This window comes from Bradyrhizobium sp. 139, assembly GCF_023074175.1.
Lineage (GTDB): Bacteria > Pseudomonadota > Alphaproteobacteria > Rhizobiales > Xanthobacteraceae > Bradyrhizobium.
Genome location: NZ_JADPKS010000052.1, coordinates 1 through 19,793 on the forward strand (window position 1 = coordinate 1; position 19,793 = coordinate 19,793).

Genomic DNA, 19,793 nt, shown 5'->3' on the forward strand with positions numbered 1-19,793 from the left:
CATGGCTCCGCGCGCCGCCCTCCTATCGTAAGTCCCTTACCCGGACAGATCGAACAGGCTTGACTTACAAATCCCCATATGAGGGTGGGCAAAGGCGCGAAGCGCCGTGCCCACCTTCTTTGTTGGCAGGGAAGTGGTGGGCACGCTTGCGCTTTGCCCACCCTACGACGATCTGCCTACCCCACGATCCCCGCGGCGACCTGGCCGCGCAGACGTTCGAGACCGTGCAGCGTGTTGGCGCAGGCTTCCGCGACCTCGACGCCCTTGATCGCAAAGTGCTTGCGGAAGAAATCGTAATGCACCTCGGTCTCGTGGAATTGCTGCGGGGTCAGCACCGCGGAAAACACCGGCACTTCGGTGCGCAACTGAACGTCCATCAATGCCTTGATCACGGTGTCGGCGACGAACTCGTGGCGATAGATGCCGCCATCGACGACCAGGCCTGCGGCGACGATTGCGGTGTAGCGCCGCGTCTTGGCGAGCACCTGCGCATGCAGCGGGATCTCGAACGAGCCCGGCACCTCGAACACGTCGACATGGGTGAGATGGCGCGCTTCCGCCTCCTTGACGAAGGCGATGCGGGCTTCCTCGACGACGTCGCGGTGCCAGCAGGCCTGCACGAAGGCCACTCGCTGCGGCTTTGCAAAGCGCGGATGCTCTGGCGCCGGCGGATCCACTGGAACCGGCGGCTGGGTTGTCTGGGACGCTTCGATTTGGGAAGTTTGGACTTGTGAAGTTTGGGCTTGGGGATCTTGCAACATCTGATTCATGGCTTTCCTCTTTCTAAGGACCAGAATCAGGGCACACGGAACGACAAACACCCGCATCTTCCGATGCGTCTGCCACCGACCGTTCTCTTTCATCCGGACTTTAACCGTCGGCTTCGGAGTTGCACCGAATCTGCTGACCCTTCCCTTCGGGAAACATCCTTTTCAGGAAGACCCTTCGGGAAGGCGCTCGCGGGCTTAGGCCTTGCGACCCTTACCGCCGGTGGGGACTTTCACCCCGCCCTGAGAACATCGGCCGCCCGGGATGAACGGCCTGACTGGAATATGACGCCGCCCGGCGGCCGCAGCAAGCGCGTTCCGCATGGAAAAACCGCTTGGTCCCATGCCGCCATGGCGGCCCAGTCGTCACGCGGCGGAATTTAACGATTGGCGCGTCATCGGCGAATCCGATTCCGGTTTGTTCTCATCCGTTAACAATTGTGGCGGAGATCAGCTGTGGACGAACGAGTCCTGGCTTGTGGACGGACTCGGCAGCCAGTTGCGCAGATTCCGCAAATCACATCACTTGATCCGCGACAAGCCCGCGCTGGTCCCGGGATCGCGAGAGCGACTCCGAACGGATCGCCTCAGCAATATTGGGGGAGCGCGCGCCGGACAACCGCGTGCGTATCAAAGACAACAAAAAGGCAAGAGGTCGAGACGGCATGTCCCTGCTCGAAGGCACCATCGATTCCAAAAGCCATCCGCTCGCGGTGGTCGAGGATATCGCCGCCAGCAACAACTGGCCGTTCGAACGTTCCGGCGAAGACGAGCTCACGATTGTCTCCAAGGGACAATGGACCGACTATCAGATCTCCTTCACCTGGATGGGCGAGATCGAGGCGCTGCATCTGGCCTGCGCGTTCGACATGAAGATTCCGGTCGCGCGGCGGAGCGAGGTGCAGCGGCTCGTCGCCGCGGTCAACGAGCAATTGTGGGTCGGCCATTTCGACCTGTGGACCAACACCGGCATGGTCATGCACCGTCAGGCCTTGGTGCTGCCGGGTGGGCTCACCGCCTCGACCGCGCAATGCGAAGCCATGCTCGCCGGTGCGATCCACGCTTGCGAGCGCTATTTTCCGGCGTTCCAGTTCGTGGTGTGGGCCGGCAAGACCACCACGGAAGCGATGGACGCGGCGATGTTCGACACGGCGGGAGAGGCGTAAGGGCGCGCTCCAAGCAAGTCTCTCCCCAAGACAGTGGAGCCACGGCTCCCTCTCCGTGTCGTCCCGGACAAGCGAAGCGCAGATCCGGGACCCATACCGCGTGATTTCACCGTATCGCGCGATGCTTGTTGCTCTGCCTTCCATCCACTAGAACCAGTCGTGGTTATGGGTCCCGGCCTTTGCCGGGACGACAGCTTTGTTTGTGGTGACCGCAGTGACGAACGACAACACTCTTAAAAACATCACCAGCACCATCCTCCTCGCCGGCGCCGGCAAGATGGGCGGCGCGATGCTGACCGGATGGCTGGCCGGCGGGCTCGATCCGCGCCGCGTCGCGGTGATTGATCCACACATTTCGTCCGAGATCACCGCGCTTGCCGCCAAGGGCGTTGTGCTCAATCCCGACGCAAAGGCCGCCGGCACAGTCGAGACTCTGGTCGTCGCGGTGAAGCCGCAGATGTTCCGCGAGGTCGGCGCCAAGCTGACGCATTTCGTCTCCGACAACACTGCGGTGGTCTCGATCATGGCGGGAACCACGATCGCATCGCTTCAGGACATCTGCGGCGGCGCCGTGGTGCGCGCGATGCCGAACACGCCGGCCGCGATCGGCCGTGGCATCACGGTCGCCGTCGCGGCGAAGAACGTCAGCCCCGGACAGCGCACGGTGGCCGATGCGCTGCTGCGCGCCACCGGTTCGGTCGAATGGGTCGAGGACGAAAGCCTGATGGATGCGGTCACCGCCGTCTCCGGCTCGGGCCCGGCCTATGTGTTCCTACTCGCCGAAGAGCTCGCCCGCGCCGGCGTCGAGGCCGGATTGCCCGAGGCGCTGGCGACCAAGCTTGCGCGCGAAACCGTCGCCGGCTCCGGCGAGCTGCTGCACCAATCCGAACTTCCCTCCAGCACGCTGCGCCAGAACGTCACCTCCCCCGGCGGCACCACCGCCGCCGCCCTCGGCGTGCTGATGGACGAGCCCGGCCTGCGCGATCTCATGATCCGCGCAATCGCGGCAGCGACCAAGCGGTCGAAGGAATTGGCGAAGTAGTAAGGTGCCGTAGGGTGAGTTAGGCGAAACCGTAACCCACCATGCTTCAGCGCTGCGGAACGAAGTTGGTGGGTTACGCCAGCGGACTGCACTGCGCGCAGCCGCAGGGCTAACCCACCCTACGATTCTTTACGCATTCGAGCCTGCCCCCAACCGCTTGTTGAACATCTCGACATTGACGAGGCCGCGCGCGTGGCGGCCCTCGCCGAGCTTGCGGGTGCCCTCGAACGCCTCGACCTCGAAGCGGATGACACGGCGCTCGACTGCGATCACCTTTGCGGTGGTCCGCACCGTCGCGCCGACGAGGCTTGCAGCAAGATGGCGGATGTCGACCTCGGTGCCGACCGTGACCCAGCCCGGCCTCAGCGCCGCGCGGATCGCATCACCCGACGTCATCTCCATCTCCAGGATCATCATCGGCGTCGCATAGACAAAAGGCATGCCGGGCACGAAATGCCCGACCGTGCGCTCCGCCGGCACCACCAGCGTACGCTCGGCGTTCATGCCGACCTTGATGAAGTCGCGTGCGTCCATGCTGCCTCACACACGGTGTCGTCCCGGACAAGCTAACGTAGTGAGCGCTGATCCGGGACCCATAACCACAGCAAGTCGCGGTTACGGGAAACCCGGAGTTATCGCTTCGCGCCATAACCACTCGCTGTGGCCATGGATCCCGGATCTGCGCTTACGCTTGTCCGGGACGACGCCTGTAGTTGCCGAACCAGGAGTGACTATTTCTTCGCGGCCGCCGCCCGTTCCACGAAGGTCTTGCCGCCCTTCATCTTGTGGGCAAGCGGGGCTTCGTTGATCTGGATGACGACGGCATCGGCATCGACGCCGAGATTCTTCACCAGCGCCTGGGTGATGTCGCGCATCATGCCGGCCTTCTGTTCATCGGTGCGGCCCACGGCCATGCTGACGGTGATCTCAGGCATCGTTCTCTCCCTTGTGGCCGAACACCGGCCATTGACGGTCGCCATCAAACAAGACGCGGATGCCTGGGACAAGCCCGGGCGTGACGGCCTGCCGGAATGGCTATCCCCACGTTACGTCATGGCGGCGCAAGACTTCGCGCACTTTGGCCACGAGATCGGCTTCGCTGCACGAGAACTGCGCCGGGCGGCTCTCGCGCCATTCCTGGTTGGAGGCGATCGCGGCGGCCGCCTTGGCGCCCTCGATCAGATCCTTGATCTGCACCTCGCCGCGCGCCTTCTCGTCGGAGCCCTGGATGATGACGCAGGGCGCGTTGCGGCGATCGGCATATTTGAGCTGGTTGCCCATGTTCTTGGGATTGCCGAGATAGAGTTCGGCGCGAATGCCTGCGGTGCGAAGAGCCGCCACCATCTTCTGGTAGTCGGCGACCCGGTCGCGGTCGAACACGGTGACGACGACGGGTCCGAACTCCGGCCGCGTGTCGAGCTTGCCGAGCAGCGTCAGCGCGGCCTGAAGCCGCGACACGCCGATGGAGAATCCGGTCGCCGGCACCGGCTCACCACGGAAGCGCGAGACGAGGCCGTCGTAGCGCCCGCCACCACCGACCGAGCCGAAGCGCACGGGGCGGCCCTTCTCGTCCTTGGTGTCGAGCAGGAGTTCGACCTCGTAGACGGGGCCGGTGTAGTATTCGAGGCCGCGCACGACGGAGGGGTCGATCTTGATGCGATCTTCGCCATAGCCTGCGGCCGTCACGAGATTGCTGATCTGGTCGAGTTCGTCGCGGCCCTGCTGCCCGACCGCGCTTGCGCTGAGGCGCGGATTGATCGGCGCGTCCTTGTTCGGCTCGATGGCGGAGACAACGAGCGCGATATCGTCGTCCTTCAGCCCGGCGCCCTTGGTGAAGTCGCCGGACTCGTCCTTGCGACCCGCGCCGAGCAACTGCCTGACTCCGTCAAGGCCGAGCCGATCGAGCTTGTCGATCGCGCGCATGACCGTGAGCCACTGACCGTCATCAACGATGCCCAGCGCGTCACGCACGCCGTCCAGCACCTTGCGATTGTTCACCTTCACGACGTACGAGCCGCGCGCTATCCCAAGCGCCTCCATCGTGTCCGCCGCCATCATGCAGATCTCGGCATCCGCCGCCGGCGTCGCCGTTCCGACCGTATCCGCGTCAAACTGCATGAACTGGCGGAAGCGGCCGGGGCCGGGCTTTTCGTTGCGGAACACGTAGCCGACCCGATAGCTGCGATAGGGCAGGACAAGGCTGTCGGTCCCGTATCGTTCGCCGACATAGCGGGCGAGCGGCGCGGTCAAATCGTAGCGCAGCGAAATCCACTGCTCGTCGTCGTCCTGGAACGAGAACACACCTTCGTTCGGCCGATCCTGGTCGGGCAGGAACTTGCCGAGCGCGTCGGTGTATTCCATCGCCGGCGTCTCCACCGGCTCGAACCCGTAGAGCTCGTAGACGGCGCGGATCTTCTCCACCATCTCGCGCGTCGCCCGGATCGCGGCGGGATCGCGATCCTCGAGCCCGCGCGGCAGGCGCGCCTTCAGTTTCTGGGGTTTTTTGGATTTTTCGGCCATGCGCGGCGTTTACCAGCCGACGCGGGGTGCGGCAACCGCTGGCTTGCCCTACGGCTGCTCCATGCGCGCCCTCAGGGCATCCGCATCCGCCTTCGGCAGCGATTTCAGCGTCGGCTTGATGGTTTCGCCGCCGACGATCTTGCCGTTGCGCATGAACATCCAGTCCGAGATGTCGGCCTCCGTGAACTTGACCGGATCGCCTGCCCGCTTGCCCGGCAGATCGCGCGGTTCGTTGGCGAAGAAGCCGGAATAGGTCCCGTCGGGCTGCTTTTTCACCTCGGCGATCCAGATGTGCTCGCCGCCCTTGCGGGTGGAAAAGCGCACTTTCAGGGAATGCCCGGTTTCCGACGATTTTGGCGCCTCGTAGGAGGCCCAGAAGGTCGGCAGCGTGCCGCGGGCGCGCGCGATCGCGGTGTTCATTTCAGGGTCGGTGGTGCGCACGTCGACGATCGGCGAGCGGTCCTCGGCCGAGACCTCCGGCTTGGGGCCGATGGTCAGGATACCGAAGACGGTGACGCCGGTGATCGCGGCGAGAGCGACCCATTTCAGGGGTTTGGAAAGCGTGCAAGCCATGATTGCGATGTCCGGATGCCTCGATGTCTCGGACTTTGTCGCGCGGTCGTGCAAGCGAGTTCATGGCATGCCGGCTGGCGTTCCCCGGATGCTGCGCAACGCGCCGCCGCTTGGCGGCGTGGTGCGCTGCTGATCCGGGGTCCATCCGCGGCGAGATGGGTCCCGGCTCTGCGCAGCAGCGTTTCACGCTGCAGCGCGTCCGGGACACGAGACCTCACGACACCTTTTTGATCCAGTTGTGCGGATCGTTGGTGCGGCCGTACTGGATGTCGACGAGTTGCTTGCGCAGGCCCATGGCGACGGGGCCGGCGGCGCCGCCGCTGATCTCGAAATCGCCGCTCACCGAGCGCACCTTGCCGATCGGCGAGATCACGGCGGCGGTGCCGCAGGCGAACGCTTCCTTCAGCTTGCCGCTCGCCGCATCCTTGCGCCACTGGTCGAGCGAGTACGGCTCCTCGCGCACGGTCTTGCCGGCATCGCGAGCCAGCGCGATGATGGAGTCGCGGGTGATGCCCGGCAAAATCGTGCCGAGCGGCGGCGTCGACAGCGAACCGTCCTCGAACACGAAGAAGACGTTCATGCCGCCGAGCTCCTCGATGTAGCGGCGCTCGATCGCGTCGAGGAACACGACCTGATCGCAGCCGTGCTGAATAGCCTCGGCCTGGGCGCGCAGGCTCGCGGCGTAGTTGCCGCCGCATTTGACGGCGCCGGTGCCACCGATCGCGGCGCGTGTGTAGTTCTCCGACACCCAGATCGACACTGGTGCAGGGCCGCCCTTGAAATAGGAGCCGACCGGCGAGGCGATCACCGCAAAAATGTATTCGGACGACGGCTTCACGCCGAGGAAGGTCTCGCTCGCGATCATGAAGGGACGCAGGTAAAGGCTGCCCTCGCCGTCCGGAATCCAGGCGCGGTCGATGCGCACGACCTGCTCGACCGCCTCGATGAAGGCATCTTCGGGCAGCTGCGCCATCGCCATGCGATCGGCCGAGTCCTTGAAGCGCCGCGCATTGGCGTCTGGGCGGAACAAGTTGACGCCGCCGTCGTCACGCTTGTAGGCCTTGAGGCCTTCAAAGATTTCCTGCGCGTAGTGCAGAACGGCGCCGGCGGGATCGAGCTGGAAGTTGGCGCGCGCCTCGATCCGCGCCTCGTACCAGCCGCCCTTGGCCTGGTTATAGCGGACGATCGCCATGTGATCGGTGAAGACCCGCCCGAAGCCGGGGTCCACCAGCTTGGCCACGCGGTCCTTCTCGGACGTCGGATTGGATGCGGGCTGGATGTCGAATGTCATGCTCATGTCCTTGGCTCCCGCTGTCCGTATCGGCGCTGCTCTGGCGCCGGCCTACCCTGTTTCGGGCCGGCTGGCTTGATTAGGTTTCTGGCCGAACCGCCGCCAGCCTTGTTACGGCCGGTTTCCACGGCCAGCATATCGCCGAGGACATGCTTTTGCGGAAGACGGAAGTCCAGTATGTTTTGCCGAAATGCCGCTCGACAATCGCACGGTAGATCTGATCCGGCCGTCGCCGCCTGTCAGGCACTCTCCGGCCGCTTTTGAAAATGCCACCCGCTGCGAGCGATCTAAAATTTCGTGTGGGCTGATCGTTTTGTAACATTGAACCCAAGATACGTCAATATGCCTGACATAAATTTCGCGACTCCCTCTCAAGACGCTGCCGAGCCGCGGCCGGCCGCAGACGATGGAGGCAATTTGCGCTGGGATATTATCGAACTGCTGTTCTTCGCCTATCGCGATTTCGTCGGCGATCCCGACCAGGAGCTGGAGGCATTCGGCTTCGGCCGGGCCCATCACCGGGTCATGCATTTCGTCTACCGCTATCCCGGCCTCAAGGTCGCCGACCTCCTCGACGTCCTGCGCATCACCAAGCAGTCGCTCGGCCGCGTGCTCAAGCAGCTGCTGGACGAGGGCTATATCGTACAGAAGACCGGCGACAATGACCGCCGCCAGCGTCTGCTCTACGCGACGCCGAAGGGCGAAGCCCTGGTGCAGAAGCTCGCCGGGCTCCAGACCACGCGGATCACCAAGGCGCTCGCCGAGATGGCTCCGCAGGATGCCGAGACCGTCAAGCGCTTCCTGCGCGCGATGATCGACCGCGACGATCCGGACAAGGTGCTCGAGACGATCTTCGCCTCCGTCAATCAAGACACCAAGGAGTGACCGTGCCGCTCGCTGCCACGCTCGCCCGCCCGCCGGTGCAACCGGCCGACGATGCACCGCATCTGCTGCTGGTCGACGACGACCGCCGCATCCGCGACCTGTTGTCACGCTTTCTCGCCGGCGAAGGCTATCGCGTCACCACCGCGGCGAGCGCCGGCGATGCGCGCTCGAAGCTGCTCGGCCTGCATTTCGATCTTCTGATCCTCGACGTCATGATGCCCGGCGAGACCGGTTTCGATCTTGCCCGTTTCATCCGGACGTCCTCCTCGGTGCCGATCGTGATGCTGACGGCGCGGCACGAAGCCGAAGCCCGCATCGAGGGCCTGCAGATCGGCGCCGACGATTACGTGGCCAAACCGTTCGAGCCGCGCGAGCTTGCGCTGCGCATCAACAACATCCTCAAGCGCGCCGCGCCGCCGCCGCAGTCCGCGACGGTGGAGAAGATCGCGTTTGGCCCTTACGTCTACCATCTCGATCGCGGCGAACTGCGCCAGGGCGAGGAGGTCATCCATCTCACCGATCGCGAGCGTGAGATGCTGCGGATCCTGTCGGAGACGCCGGGCGAGACCGTGCCGCGCAGCGCTCTGACCGGCAATGGCAGCGTCAACGAGCGCGCGGTCGACGTGCAGATCAACCGCCTCAGGCGCAAGATCGAGACCGACCCCGCCAATCCACTGTTCCTCCAGGCAGTGCGCGGTATCGGCTACCGCCTGGTGGCCTCGCCATAAAATTCAGAGCAGTGAAGCGCGACCGATGAGCACGATCGATACCGGCCTGACGCTGTTGAGGAGCGCCGCCGGCCGCGTCTCCGCCGCCAATGGCTGGATGGGCAACGCGTTCAAAGGCTGGATGCCGACCGGCCTCTATGCGCGTGCGCTCCTCATCATGATCGTGCCGATGGTGGTGCTGCAATCCGTCGTCGCCTTCGTGTTCATGGAGCGGCACTGGAACACGGTGACGCGCCGCCTGTCGGCTGCGGTGGTGCAGGACATCGCCGCGCTGATCGACGTCTACAAGGGCTATCCGCAGGACAAGGATCGCGACCAGATCCGCCGCATCGCCCAGCAGCGCCTCGGGCTCGTGGTGGACTTCCTGCCCGCCGGCGACATGCCGCCCCCGGGACCAAAGCCGTTCTTCTCGCTGCTCGACCAGACGCTGTCGGTGCAGCTCGGCCGCCAGATCGGACGTTCGTTCTGGATCGACACGGTCGGCCGCTCCAACGTCGTCGAGATCCGGATCCAGCTCGACGATGCCGTGATGCGCGTGTTCGCGCAGCGCAGCGCCGCCTATGCCTCGAACTCGGAGATCTTCCTGTTCTGGATGGTCGGCACGTCCTCGATCTTGCTGATCGTCGCGGTGCTGTTCCTGCGCAACCAGATCAAGCCGATCCTGCGGCTCGCGGACGCCGCCGAAAGCTTCGGCAAGGGCCGCGAGGCACCGAACTTTCGCCCCAGAGGCGCGCGCGAGGTGCGGCGCGCGTCCGTGGCCTTCCTGGAAATGAAATCGCGCATCGAGCGCACGATGGAGCAGCGCACCGCGATGCTCGCCGGCGTCAGCCACGATCTGCGCACGATCCTGACGCGGTTCAAGCTCGAGCTGGCGCTGATCGGCGACAACCCCGAACTCGATGGCATGCGCAAGGACGTCGACGAGATGTCGATGATGCTGGAGGATTACCTTGCGTTTGCGCGTGGCGATTCCGGCGAGCAGTCGCAGCCGACCGACATGGCGCAGGCGCTCGAGGAGCTGCGCAGCGACGCCGAGCGCCATGGCCACACCGCGACCGTGGCGTTCCACGGCCTGCCCGTGGTGACGGTGAAGCCGGCCTCGTTCAAGCGCTGCCTCGCCAACCTCGTCACCAACGCCGCGCGCTACGGCAAGAGCATTGCCATCACCGGCCAGCGCGATCACCGTTATTTGACGGTCACGGTCGACGACGACGGCCCCGGGATTCCCGCTCACTTGCGCGAAGAAGTGTTCAAGCCATTCCTGCGGCTGGACAACGCCCGCAACCAGGACGAAGGCGGCACGGGCCTCGGTCTCGCCATTGCCCGCGACATCGCCCGCTCGCATGGCGGCGACATCACCCTCGGCGACAGCCCGATGGGGGGATTAAGGGCGAGTGTGAGGATACCGGTATAGGCGTGTAGCCCAGATGGAGCGCGCGGCGTAATCCGGGGCCAGCTGTCGTGGTGCACGAGCCCCGGATTTCGGGCTACAGTTTCACCTACTTCGGCAACAACGCCTTCAACTTGTCCATGTCGCGCACGTTCATCTTGAATCCGCCGGGCATCACGATGTCGCCGGGCTTCTGCTCCGGCTTGCAGGCGCCGAGCCACTTGGCTTCGAGTGTCATGGTGGTGTCGCGGCCTGCTGCGCCGACGGCGCCGCCTTGCACATGTGATGAGGTCTTCACCGTATAGGCCGAGTTGAAATCGCCCGTGATCTCGGCATGCGAGGTCGTGCTGATGCCGGCGACGCTGCAATCGGAATCGCTGACATAGCCGGTCGCGGTCTTCTTAATGTCCTGCTTGGAGCAGATCTGCTTGGCCATAGGGGAGATGTTGTTGTTCATCTCCTTGTCGACGCTCTCGTCGGTGCAGTGTTGCATGGTCATCTCAGGCACGGGCGTGCCGGTCCTGACCATCTTCAACTCCCAGAGACCAGCCTTGCGCACCGGCAGATCGTCGGCGCTGACGCTGCCTGCCGACAGGACAATGCAAAGGGCCGAGCCGAGCAAAACGAGTTTGCGCGTCATGTGAGAGGCTCCCGGCTGAGAGATTGCGGCGTTACGACAGCGCCTCAGTAGAGCGTGCGGACCGGCTGGTCGGCGGCGCCATAGGGAACCCAGCGGCAGGAGAACGAGATGTAACTGCCCTCATAGGCCTGAACCGCAAGGAACTTGACGACCTTGCCGTAGCGCGCGCAGTGATCGACCGCGACCTGCCGCGCATCGACCTGGGCCGCCATCGAATAGGCGATGATGCCGCCGGTATCGTTGCCCTTGAACGGCGGCACCGGAAGGATATCGGCGCGCGCCGGCTGGCCGGCCATCACACCCAAGACAACCAGGCCGGCAAGAAAGCCCGCGGCCGCAATGATTCGCATTTCCGTTACTCCAATTGGCTGGCGCCAGTTTACGGTGCCGGGATGGAAGTGCAAAGAACTGAAGCCCTGCCGGCTGCGCCGTGATGGTCAACTCGTCGCCAAGTGTTGCCGCGCTGCACTTGACCCCGCCCGGCCTTCACGGCACCGTCCGATCCTCGCAGATCATGCTGTCCGGATTGCCCATGCACGCCTTGACCTCCCTGAAATCGCTCCGCTTTGCCGCCGTGCTCGGCCTCCTGTTCGGTGCGCTGTCGTTCGGTGAGGCCAGGGCCGCCAACCCGCTGGAGCTGAACTTCTGGCTGAGCGGGCCGCGCTACGATGGCAACGTCGCCGATTGCGACAAGGCGCTGCCGACGATCGCCACCCAGTTCTGGGAGAAGGAAAGCTCTTTCTGGAATTCTTCCTTGAAGATCACGGGCTTCGCTGCGGTTCACGAGACCGCGTTCCGGCCTTGGCAGTCCGACAATGTTCCGCGCCGCTACTGCACGGGTGAAGCGATGCTCAATGACGGCAAGATGCGCAAGGTGCACTTCTCGATCATCGAGGATGGCGGCTTCGCCGGCTACGGCAATGGCGTCGAGTGGTGCGTGGTCGGGCTCGACCGCGACTGGGCGTACAATCCGGCCTGCCGGGCTGCCAAGCCCTGATTCGCATACGGCTCGCCCGGACGCGCGCGCCGCCTGAATTTTGTTCTTGAAATGTTCTTATCGCCTGCTAGGCTCGACTGCACAGTGTAGTTGAGGGGCGTCGCCATGTTTCATTCCAGATTGCATTCGTTCTCCCGCCTGATGTTCTCGCTGGGCCTGACCCTGGTTCTTGCCGCCGGGCTGGTCTCGCTGCCGGGCGGCGCAAAGGCCCAGGATAAACGGCAGAACGCGCCCGGCGAATTCGATTTCTACGTGCTGTCGCTGTCATGGTCGCCCTCGTTCTGCGAGGAGGCGTCCGAGCGCGACCGTGGCGGCGGCCGCTCGCAGATGCAGTGCAACGGGCGGCCCTACGCGTTCGTGGTGCACGGGCTGTGGCCGCAATATGAGAATGGCTTCCCCGAATATTGCCAGCGGCCGTCGCCGCGGCTGAACCGCAGCATCGTCTCTTCGATGCTCGACCTGATGCCGGCGCCGGGCCTGATCTTCAACGAGTGGGACAAGCACGGCACCTGCTCCGGGCTCGACGGCCGCAATTATTTCGAGACGATCCGAAAGGCGCGCGCCGCGATCAAGATCCCGGCGGAATATCTCGAACTGTCGCAGGCCAAGACCGTGGCGCCGGGCGAGGTGGAGGAAGCCTTCGTCAAGGCCAATGCGGGCCTGAGCAACGCGGCCGTCTCGGTCACCTGCAACCGGACCCGGCTCTCCGAGGTGCGCATCTGCCTCAGCAAGGACCTGCAATTCCGGGCCTGCGATGAGATCGAGCGCCGCGCCTGCCGCCGCGACCAGGTGACGATGCCCCCAATCAGAGGTGGGTAGAGCGAGACCTCAGATCGTCATTCCGGGGCGCACGACTTGTCCGCCGAAGGGCGAAGGCGGAAGCGCGAACTATGATGCGCAATTGCGCATCTGAGAACCCATCCGTCCACATTGTCGGTGGCTGGATTCCGGGTTCGGCGCTGGCGCACCGCCCTGAAATGACGGCAGTTACTTTCATCGCCTGATGTCGTAACTGTCGCTCCATGAACTACCGCCACGCCTTCCACGCCGGAAACTTCGCCGATGTCATCAAGCACATCGTGCTCGCGCGCATCATTACCTACCTCCAGGACAAACCAGGGGCATTCCGCGTCATCGACACCCATGCCGGTGCCGGCCTCTACGATCTCGAGAGCGACGAGGCGCGCCGTAGCGGCGAATGGCTGACCGGCATCGCGCGGCTGATGCAGGCGCGCCTGTCGAACGAGGCCGTGGCGCTGACAAAGCCCTATATGGACATCGTCCGCGCCTACAATCCGAAAGGCGAGCTCAAGGCCTATCCGGGCTCGCCGCTGATCGCGCGCGGCCTGCTCAGGCCACAAGATCGCCTCGTCGCCTGCGAGCTCGAGCCGAAAGCGCGCAAGGCGCTAATCGGCGTGCTGCGCCGCGACGAGCAGGCCCGCGTGGTCGATCTCGACGGCTGGATGGCGTTGCCGGCCTTCGTGCCGCCGAAGGAACGGCGCGGGCTGGTGCTGATCGACCCGCCATTCGAGGCAAAGGACGAGTTCGAAAGGCTGGGCGAGGCCTTCTCGGCGGCTTTCGTGAAATGGCCGACCGGTATCTATGTAATCTGGTATCCTGCCAAGAGCCGGCGCGCCACCGACGCGCTGGCGCAATCAGTGGCGCGGCTCGCAGCCGCAGCAAAGCCGGCGGGAAAATGCCTGCGCCTCGAATTCAGTGTGGCGCCGCAAGCCGACGGCGGAGCTCTCACCTCCTCCGGGCTCCTGATCGTCAATCCTCCTTACACGCTGCACGGCGAGCTCAAGACCATCCTGCCCGAGCTGGAAATGCCACTCGGCCAGGGCGGCGCTGCCAGATTCCGATTAGAGGTGCCGAGGCCGTAACACTCCGGCATTCTTGGGAAAAAGATGCAGTAGCGGTGGTCAATCTGCAAAGAACCGTATTATGCTGCTTCCGTGACTGGCTTTACGTTCCGCTTCCGCGAATGGTTGCGGCGGAGTGAAGGCCCTAAGAAAGATCCGGCCGGACTGAAAAGTCCGCCCAAGGATGGCCAGCTCCCGGGCTTCGTAAGGTCCGGTCATGCCGTGACGTGAGTCTGCGTCGCGGCGGAGGAGCAATGAGGGGGAGTTTCCCGATGGCCATGACGGGAACGGTCAAGTTTTTCAACGGCGAGCGCGGCTACGGCTTCATCAAGCCGGACGACGGCGGTCGCGATGTCTTCGTTCACATCACCGCTGTGGAGCGGGCCGGATTGAAGGACCTTGCCGAAGGACAGCGTATTACTTTCGAAGTCGAGCCGGACAAGAAGGGGAAGGGACCGAAGGCGGTCGATCTCGTGATCCTCGCCTAGCGAGCCTGACTCAAAAAAAATCCCGGCCGCAAGCGGCCGGAAGGCTGTAGTCCGGTATTTTCTTCTTCAGCTATCAGAAGTGATAGTTCACGCCTGCGCGCACAACGCTGGCGCTATAGCCGTTTGACACCCCTGTGATTGCGAACTGGCTCGTCGACAGATCGATGTAGAGGTATTCGAGCTTGGCGCTCCAGTTCGGCGCAAAACCGACTTCCGCGCCGGCACCAATGGTCCAGCCTGCGGTGGTGTGCGACTCCGTCCAGCCGAATGTCTGCCCGCGCAGCTCGCCGAAGGCGAGGCCGGCGGTGCCGTAGAACAGCACGTTGCCGAAGGCGTAGCCGGCGCGGCCGCGCAGCGTGCCGAACCAGGGATTGGAGAACTTCCACGGCGCGAAGGTGTCGTCGGCACCGGCGGCCTGGATGTCGCCCTCGACACCGAACACCCACGGTCCGTTCTGGAAATTGTAGCCGGCCTGCACGCCGCCGACGAAGCCGGACGGCTTTGCGGGATTGTTGCTGACCGAGCCCCACTCGTAGCCGAGATTGGCGCCGAGATACGGGCCCGCCCAGCTATAGGCGTTGAGCGGCTGATTGACGGTGTAGGGCGCACGCTGCCCGTAGTTGAGATCGGCGGCCTCTGCCGAAGCTGTCCAGCCGGCTGCAACCAACGCGGCTGCGCCTACAACGACCCCCTTCATCGCACTCTCCAACGCAACTGCCGAACCGGGTGCGATGCCTGCGCCGCCGCGCCGGGCCATCTCGCATGGTTACGGAACCAAGACCTTTTCGCGTAGGATTTATCGAGAGTTTTAAGTTAAAGGGCTGTTAAGACCCGTTACTGCGCCCTTAACAGACTTAAGGAAGCGTTACCGGGAACTGCACGCCATCCTGTGCGTGCGGCATGGCCGGAACTTCAAATCGGCACTCCCAGCGCTTAAATTCGCACCATGGTTCACGATTCCACCGACAATCCGGACGACGTACGCGCGCGCAAATCCAGGCGCGGCACGGCGACCGACGCCCCCCCGGAGAGCTTGGCGCCGCCGGACCTCGATCCCGCCACCACCGGCGGCGACGACGAGGACGAGGCACGGCTGCCGGATATCCTGGAAGAGAGCGGCGCGGTCGGCGAAGAGCCGCTGGCGACCGGCCATGAGGCGATCGAGCGCGCGGTTCGGCTCGCCCCCACGTCGCCTGGCGTCTATCGCATGCTCGCCGCGAACAGCGACGTGCTCTACGTCGGCAAGGCCAAGAACGTCAAAAAGCGGCTGTCCAACTATGCGCGCCTCAGTGCGCCGCAGCCGGCGCGTATCCTGCGCATGATCGCAGCCACGGTTACCGTGGAGATCGTCTCGACCAATACCGAGACCGAAGCGCTGCTGCTGGAGGCCAACCTCATCAAGCAGCTCCGGCCGCGCTTCAACGTGCAGCTGCGCGACGACAAGTCGTTTCCCTATATCCTGATCACCGGCGATCATTGGGCGCCGCAGATCCTCAAGCATCGCGGCGCGCAGTCCCGCCCCGGCCGCTATTTCGGCCCGTTCGCGTCCGCCGGCGCCGTCAACCGCACCATCACCGCCTTGCAGCGCGCGTTCCTGATCCGCTCCTGCACCGATTCCTTCTTCGAGAGCCGTAGCAGGCCCTGCCTGCTCTACCAGATCCGCCGCTGCGCCGGTCCCTGCACGCGCGAGATCGACTTCCCCGGCTATACGACGCTGGTGCGCGAGGCGACCGACTTCCTCTCCGGCAAGAGCCGTGCGGTGAAGCAGGAGCTTGCCGCCGAGATGGAGAAGGCCTCCGGCGAGCTCGAGTTCGAGAGCGCGGCGCTGTACCGCGACCGCCTCGCCGCGTTGTCGGCGATCCAGTCGCAGCAGGGCATCAATCCGCGCACGGTGGAAGAAGCCGACGTGTTCGCCATCCACCAGGAGGGCGGCTTCTCCTGCGTCGAAGTGTTCTTCTTCCGCACCGGACAGAACTGGGGCAACCGCGCCTATTTCCCGCGCGCAGAGAAGACCTTTACGCCGGAAGAAGTGCTGGGGTCCTTCCTCGCCCAGTTCTACGACGATAAGCCGCCGCCGAAAAACATCCTGCTCTCGCACGAGATCGAGGAGAGCGAGCTGCTCGCCAACGCGCTTTCGATCAAGGCCGGCCACAAGATCGAGGTCACCGCGCCCAAGCGCGGCGAGAAGAAGGAGCTGGTCGCCCACGCGCTGACCAATGCGCGCGAGGCGCTCGGCCGCAAGCTCGCGGACACCGCGACCCAGAGCCGCCTGCTGGACGCCATGGCCACGACGCTGGCTCTGCCGCATGCGCCCAAGCGCATCGAAGTCTACGATAACAGCCACATCCAGGGCACCAATGCCGTCGGTGCCATGATCGTCGCCGGCCCCGACGGTTTTGTGAAAAACCAGTACCGCAAGTTCAACATCAAGTCGGAAGGGCTCACGCCCGGCGACGATTACGCGATGATGCGCGAGGTGCTGGAGCGGCGCTTCAAGCGCCTGATCAATCCGCCCGAGGTCAGCGTGGCCACGGCGAAGGACGATGACTTCCCGCAATGGCCGGACCTCGTGATCATCGACGGCGGCCGCGGCCAGCTCAATGCCGTCCGCGAGATCTTCGCAGCCCTGGGGCTGGCCCAGGTGTCGTTGATGTCGGTCGCCAAGGGACCGGACCGGGATGCCGGCCGCGAAACCCTGTTCATGCCGGAGCGCGAGGCGATCAAGCTGGAGCCGCGCGACCCCGTGCTCTACTTCATCCAGCGCCTGCGCGACGAGGCGCACCGCTTCGTCATCGGCTCGCATCGCACGCTGCGCAAGAAGGACATCCGCGAGGCCGGTTTGCAGGAGATTCCGGGCATCGGCCCGTCACGCAAACGTGCCTTGCTGCATCATTTCGGAACTCTGAAGGAGATCGAGCGGGCCTCGATCGTCGATCTCGGCAAGGTTCCGGGGGTGAGCGCGGAGAGCGCCCGCAGGATTTTCGAGTATTTCCATCCCCAGCCGGGATGAACTAAAGGGGACCGGGTCATATGGTCGTCGCATCCCGCCCCCATCTGGGGACGGGCGGTTGACCTTAGAGCACCAGCGGTATTGGTAGGACGGATGAACATCGCCACGACACGAGGGACGACCAGCCGCGCGATGTCCCTCCCGAATATCCTGACCTACGGCCGGATCGCCGCGATCCCGGTCGTGGTCGGATGCATCTACGCGCAGTCGATCATGGACGGCCCGCTCTGGCTGCGCTGGCTGGCGGTCGCCATCTTCATCGCCGCCGCGGTGACTGACTATCTCGACGGCTATTACGCGCGCATCTGGAATCAGCAATCGGCGTTCGGCCGGATGCTCGATCCGATCGCCGACAAGCTGCTGGTCGCTTCCTGCCTGCTGATGCTGGCCGCCGACGGCATCATTCATGGATGGTCGTTGTGGGCCGCCATCGTGATCCTGTGCCGCGAAATCCTGGTCTCGGGCCTGCGCGAATATCTCGCCGCGCTGCGGGTGAGCGTGCCCGTGACAAAGCTTGCGAAGTGGAAGACGACCGTTCAGCTCATCGCCATCGGCTTCCTGCTCGCTGGCCCGGCCGGCGATGAGGTGGTGCCCATGGTCTCGATGATCGGACTGGCGCTGCTGTGGGCCTCGGCGATCCTCACGATGTACACCGGCTACGATTATTTCCGCGCCGGCATCCATCACCTCATCAAGGAGGACGAGGGATGAAGGTGAAGTACTTCGCCTGGGTGCGCGAGCGCGTCGGCAAGGCCGAGGAGACCATCGAGCCGCCCGCGACCGTGCGCACCGTCGAGGAGCTGATCGCCTGGCTGTCTGGCCGGAGCGAAGCCTATGCTTATGCCTTCGAGAAGCCGAAGGTGATCCGCGCCGCGATCGACCATGCCCATGTCAAATCGGACGCCGCGATCGCGGGCGCCCGCGAGATCGCGTTCTTCCCGCCGATGACCGGTGGTTAGGCCATGACCCTTGCCGTCACCACCTGCCCCGTCACGATCCGTATCCAGGAAGACGATTTCGACATCGCGCGCGAGATCGCGATCCTGACCAAGGGCCGTACCGACATCGGCGCGGTCGTGAGCTTTTCCGGAATCTGCCGCGGCGACGAGGACAGCGCGAACATCGCCGCGCTCACGCTCGAGCACTATCCCGGCATGGCGGAAGACGAGATCAAACGACATGCCGACGAAGCTACATCGCGCTGGCCGCTGAATGGCGTCACCATCATCCACCGCGTCGGGCGGTTCATGCCGGGGCAGAACATCGTGCTGGTGCTGACGGCCTCGCAGCACCGCCAGGCGGCGTTCCAGGCCGCCGAATTCCTGATGGATTACCTCAAGAGCAACGCGCCGTTCTGGAAGAAGGAAGAGAGCGCCGCCGGCGACGGCTGGGTCGAGGCCCAGGCCCGCGACGAAGAGGCGGCCGCACGCTGGACCCGATCCTGATGGCAAGAGCATCCAAGAAGGCTGCGCGCAGCCGCGCCGCGCCAAAGCTCGCAAAGGTCGGCCGCGGCGAGCTTCTGACGCTGATCGATTTCGTCCGCTACGGTGTGAGCCGCTTCATCGAGGCCAGGCTCGCTTTTGCCCATGGCACGACCGATCCGGTCGCCGAAGCGGCCTTCCTGGTCTGTGAAGCCTTGCATCTGCATCCCGAGCAGTTCGAGGTTTTTGCCAACGCGCGCGTCACGGCCGCGGAGGGCAATACCGTCCTCGACCTCATCCATAAGCGCGTCACCACGCGCAAGCCGGCCGCCTATCTCGTCAACAAGATCTACATGCGCGGCTTGCCCTTCTATGTCGACGAACGCGTGATCGTTCCGCGCTCCTTCATCGGCGAACTGCTGGAGTCGCATTTCGGCGGCGAAGGCGAGGCGGGCTCGCTGATCGACGATCCCACGGCCGTCGAGCGCGTGCTCGATCTCTGCACGGGCTCAGGGTGTCTCGCGATCCTCGCCGCGCATCATTTCCCGAACGCCGCAGTCGACGCCATCGACATCTCCAAGGGCGCGCTCGAGGTGGCCGCGCGCAATGTCGGCGAGCACGGGCTGGATGAACGCATCAGCCTGCATCGCGGTGACCTGTTCGCCCCGCTCGGCGAGGCGCGCTACGACCTGATCATCACCAACCCGCCTTATGTCGATGCGGAAGGCATGGCGGCGCTGCCGCCGGAATGCCGGGCCGAGCCGAAGCTCGCCTTCGACGGCGGTGCCGACGGTCTCGATGTGGTGCGCCGGATCCTGCGCGACGCGCCCGACCACCTCACACCGGGTGGCGGGCTGATCTGCGAGATCGGCCGCGGCCGCGAATTGGTCGACGAGGCCTTTCCGGAACTGCCGCTGCTCTGGCTGGACACCGAGGAATCCGCGGGCGAGGTATTCTGGATCGCAGCCGCCGATCTCGGCTGATCCATTACCGCAATTGCGCTCCGGCGGAAC

23 protein-coding genes and 1 riboswitch are annotated in these 19,793 nt (G+C 64.5%); of the genes, 14 read left to right on the forward strand and 9 right to left on the reverse strand.

The features are described from left to right. Nucleotides 1-176 precede the first annotated feature (176 nt). On the reverse strand, nucleotides 177-770 hold the full coding sequence (locus tag IVA80_RS14155) for a 6,7-dimethyl-8-ribityllumazine synthase (protein ID WP_247430670.1): 594 nt from the start codon (nucleotides 768-770) through the stop codon (nucleotides 177-179). A 77-nt stretch (nucleotides 771-847) separates the two neighbouring features. Continuing rightward, a riboswitch (FMN riboswitch) is annotated at nucleotides 848-1,022 on the reverse strand. A 410-nt stretch (nucleotides 1,023-1,432) separates the two neighbouring features. Between IVA80_RS14155 and IVA80_RS14160 the strand changes: the two genes are divergently transcribed. Beyond that, nucleotides 1,433-1,933: a YbjN domain-containing protein gene (locus tag IVA80_RS14160; RefSeq protein ID WP_247430673.1), complete on the forward strand. Its 501-nt coding sequence runs from the start codon at nucleotides 1,433-1,435 to the stop codon at nucleotides 1,931-1,933. Nucleotides 1,934-2,147: 214 nt separating this feature from the next. Continuing rightward, entirely contained in the window at nucleotides 2,148-2,975 is an 828-nt protein-coding gene (proC, locus tag IVA80_RS14165; RefSeq protein WP_247430676.1) for a pyrroline-5-carboxylate reductase, read from the forward strand. Nucleotides 2,976-3,104: 129 nt separating this feature from the next. Here proC and IVA80_RS14170 read toward each other — a convergent pair whose 3' ends face one another. From IVA80_RS14170 to IVA80_RS14190, 5 genes are all read right to left on the reverse strand, one after another. Continuing rightward, nucleotides 3,105-3,509, reverse strand: coding sequence for a hotdog domain-containing protein (locus IVA80_RS14170; RefSeq protein WP_247430678.1), 405 nt, complete (start codon nucleotides 3,507-3,509; stop codon nucleotides 3,105-3,107). A 197-nt stretch (nucleotides 3,510-3,706) separates the two neighbouring features. After that, nucleotides 3,707-3,955: a tautomerase family protein gene (locus IVA80_RS14175; protein ID WP_256467393.1), complete on the reverse strand. Its 249-nt coding sequence runs from the start codon at nucleotides 3,953-3,955 to the stop codon at nucleotides 3,707-3,709. Between the two features lie 55 nt (nucleotides 3,956-4,010). Continuing rightward, nucleotides 4,011-5,495: a histidine--tRNA ligase gene (gene hisS / locus IVA80_RS14180; protein WP_247430680.1), complete on the reverse strand. Its 1,485-nt coding sequence runs from the start codon at nucleotides 5,493-5,495 to the stop codon at nucleotides 4,011-4,013. Between the two features lie 48 nt (nucleotides 5,496-5,543). Continuing rightward, nucleotides 5,544-6,068: a DUF2314 domain-containing protein gene (locus IVA80_RS14185; protein ID WP_247430682.1), complete on the reverse strand. Its 525-nt coding sequence runs from the start codon at nucleotides 6,066-6,068 to the stop codon at nucleotides 5,544-5,546. Between the two features lie 214 nt (nucleotides 6,069-6,282). Continuing rightward, nucleotides 6,283-7,365, reverse strand: a complete 1,083-nt coding sequence (locus IVA80_RS14190; protein ID WP_247430685.1) for a branched-chain amino acid aminotransferase — start codon at nucleotides 7,363-7,365, stop codon at nucleotides 6,283-6,285. A gap of 411 nt (nucleotides 7,366-7,776) precedes the next feature. On the opposite strand from IVA80_RS14190, the gene IVA80_RS14195 reads away from it, so the two are divergent. From IVA80_RS14195 to IVA80_RS14205, 3 genes are read left to right on the forward strand one after another with little or no spacing between them, the layout of a single operon-like run. Then, nucleotides 7,777-8,244 (forward strand): MarR family transcriptional regulator, encoded by a 468-nt coding sequence (locus IVA80_RS14195; RefSeq protein ID WP_162307826.1) that lies wholly within the window; start codon nucleotides 7,777-7,779, stop codon nucleotides 8,242-8,244. Next, nucleotides 8,241-8,972 carry a response regulator transcription factor gene (locus tag IVA80_RS14200; RefSeq protein WP_247430692.1) on the forward strand — a complete coding sequence of 244 codons (732 nt, stop codon included), beginning with the start codon at nucleotides 8,241-8,243 and terminating at the stop codon, nucleotides 8,970-8,972. The genes IVA80_RS14195 and IVA80_RS14200 overlap by 4 nt, the downstream gene beginning before the upstream one ends. 25 nt (nucleotides 8,973-8,997) lie before the next feature. Continuing rightward, nucleotides 8,998-10,386: an ATP-binding protein gene (locus tag IVA80_RS14205; RefSeq protein ID WP_247430695.1), complete on the forward strand. Its 1,389-nt coding sequence runs from the start codon at nucleotides 8,998-9,000 to the stop codon at nucleotides 10,384-10,386. Nucleotides 10,387-10,471: 85 nt separating this feature from the next. Here IVA80_RS14205 and IVA80_RS14210 read toward each other — a convergent pair whose 3' ends face one another. Beyond that, a complete protein-coding gene (locus IVA80_RS14210; RefSeq protein WP_247430698.1) occupies nucleotides 10,472-11,002 on the reverse strand; it encodes a DUF3617 domain-containing protein in 531 nt (176 codons plus the stop codon). A gap of 44 nt (nucleotides 11,003-11,046) precedes the next feature. Continuing rightward, nucleotides 11,047-11,352, reverse strand: coding sequence for a hypothetical protein (locus IVA80_RS14215; protein WP_247430701.1), 306 nt, complete (start codon nucleotides 11,350-11,352; stop codon nucleotides 11,047-11,049). A 182-nt stretch (nucleotides 11,353-11,534) separates the two neighbouring features. Between IVA80_RS14215 and IVA80_RS14220 the strand changes: the two genes are divergently transcribed. From IVA80_RS14220 to IVA80_RS14235, 4 genes are all read left to right on the forward strand, one after another. Next, nucleotides 11,535-11,999 carry a hypothetical protein gene (locus IVA80_RS14220; RefSeq protein WP_247430704.1) on the forward strand — a complete coding sequence of 155 codons (465 nt, stop codon included), beginning with the start codon at nucleotides 11,535-11,537 and terminating at the stop codon, nucleotides 11,997-11,999. A 105-nt stretch (nucleotides 12,000-12,104) separates the two neighbouring features. Continuing rightward, nucleotides 12,105-12,818, forward strand: a complete 714-nt coding sequence (locus IVA80_RS14225; RefSeq protein WP_247430707.1) for a ribonuclease T2 — start codon at nucleotides 12,105-12,107, stop codon at nucleotides 12,816-12,818. 203 nt (nucleotides 12,819-13,021) lie between these two features. Next, complete coding sequence (gene rlmJ / locus IVA80_RS14230) at nucleotides 13,022-13,882, forward strand: 23S rRNA (adenine(2030)-N(6))-methyltransferase RlmJ (RefSeq protein WP_247430710.1); 861 nt, start codon at nucleotides 13,022-13,024, stop codon at nucleotides 13,880-13,882. A 251-nt stretch (nucleotides 13,883-14,133) separates the two neighbouring features. Beyond that, complete coding sequence (locus IVA80_RS14235; RefSeq protein WP_247430713.1) at nucleotides 14,134-14,349, forward strand: cold-shock protein; 216 nt, start codon at nucleotides 14,134-14,136, stop codon at nucleotides 14,347-14,349. Nucleotides 14,350-14,422: 73 nt separating this feature from the next. Here IVA80_RS14235 and IVA80_RS14240 read toward each other — a convergent pair whose 3' ends face one another. Continuing rightward, nucleotides 14,423-15,046 carry an outer membrane protein gene (locus IVA80_RS14240; RefSeq protein WP_247430717.1) on the reverse strand — a complete coding sequence of 208 codons (624 nt, stop codon included), beginning with the start codon at nucleotides 15,044-15,046 and terminating at the stop codon, nucleotides 14,423-14,425. A 249-nt stretch (nucleotides 15,047-15,295) separates the two neighbouring features. On the opposite strand from IVA80_RS14240, the gene uvrC reads away from it, so the two are divergent. From uvrC to prmB, 5 genes are all read left to right on the forward strand, one after another. Beyond that, entirely contained in the window at nucleotides 15,296-17,359 is a 2,064-nt protein-coding gene (gene uvrC / locus IVA80_RS14245; protein ID WP_247430720.1) for an excinuclease ABC subunit UvrC, read from the forward strand. 93 nt (nucleotides 17,360-17,452) lie between these two features. Beyond that, nucleotides 17,453-18,070, forward strand: a complete 618-nt coding sequence (gene pgsA / locus IVA80_RS14250; protein ID WP_247430722.1) for a CDP-diacylglycerol--glycerol-3-phosphate 3-phosphatidyltransferase — start codon at nucleotides 17,453-17,455, stop codon at nucleotides 18,068-18,070. Then, nucleotides 18,067-18,318 (forward strand): molybdopterin converting factor subunit 1, encoded by a 252-nt coding sequence (gene moaD / locus IVA80_RS14255; RefSeq protein WP_011090205.1) that lies wholly within the window; start codon nucleotides 18,067-18,069, stop codon nucleotides 18,316-18,318. The genes pgsA and moaD overlap by 4 nt, the downstream gene beginning before the upstream one ends. A 3-nt stretch (nucleotides 18,319-18,321) precedes the next feature. Further along, nucleotides 18,322-18,804, forward strand: coding sequence for a molybdenum cofactor biosynthesis protein MoaE (locus IVA80_RS14260; RefSeq protein ID WP_247430725.1), 483 nt, complete (start codon nucleotides 18,322-18,324; stop codon nucleotides 18,802-18,804). Next, nucleotides 18,804-19,763 (forward strand): 50S ribosomal protein L3 N(5)-glutamine methyltransferase, encoded by a 960-nt coding sequence (prmB, locus tag IVA80_RS14265; protein WP_247430729.1) that lies wholly within the window; start codon nucleotides 18,804-18,806, stop codon nucleotides 19,761-19,763. The genes IVA80_RS14260 and prmB overlap by 1 nt, the downstream gene beginning before the upstream one ends. The last annotated feature ends 30 nt before the right edge of the window (nucleotides 19,764-19,793 follow it).